This is a genomic window from Streptomyces sp. AC627_RSS907 (genome assembly GCF_019049165.1).
Window position 1 is genome coordinate 1 of record NZ_JAGMUE010001402.1, and the last position, 609, is coordinate 609.

Sequence of the window (609 nt, forward strand, 5' to 3'; positions counted from 1 at the left end):
CTGCTACACCGTCGGCCACCAACTCATGGAACCCCTGCGGGCGGTACACAAGCTGACCAGGGCACAGGCCCGGGAGCGGGCCCGCGAGGTGCTGCTGCGGGTCGGCATCACCGACCCCGACCGCGTACTGGCCTGCCACCCGCACCAGATCTCCGGCGGCATGGCCCAGCGCGTCCTGATCGCGGGAGCCGTCGCCGGCAACCCCAGCCTGCTGGTCGCCGACGAACCCACCACGGCGCTCGACGTCACGGTCCAGGCCGAGGTGCTCGAACTCCTGCGCGAGCTGCAGCGGGAGTACGGGATGGCGCTCGTCATCGTCACCCACAACTTCGGCGTGGTCGCCGACATCTGCGACCGGGTCGCCGTCATGAAGGACGGCCGGGTCATCGAGACCGGCGCGGTCGAGCAGATCTTCGCCCACCCCGGCGACCCGTACACCGCGGAGCTCATCAAAGCCTCGCAGGACGACACCGAGAGCCGCGCCGAACTGGACGCGGCCTGGAACAAGGCCGGACGGACGGTGCGCGCATGAACACGGACACCAACGGCGACGCCCCGCTGCTCGACGTGGCCGACCTGGTCGTGGACTACCGACGCGGGCGCACCAGC

1 protein-coding gene is annotated in these 609 nt (G+C 70.8%); it reads left to right on the top strand.

Going from position 1 to position 609, the window contains the following annotated elements; translation table 11 throughout:
* A partial coding sequence (locus KUM32_RS42110) for an ATP-binding cassette domain-containing protein (protein WP_217146876.1) occupies positions 1 to 532 on the top strand: 532 nt, incomplete at its 5' end.
* Between the last annotated feature and the right edge of the window lie 77 nt (positions 533 to 609).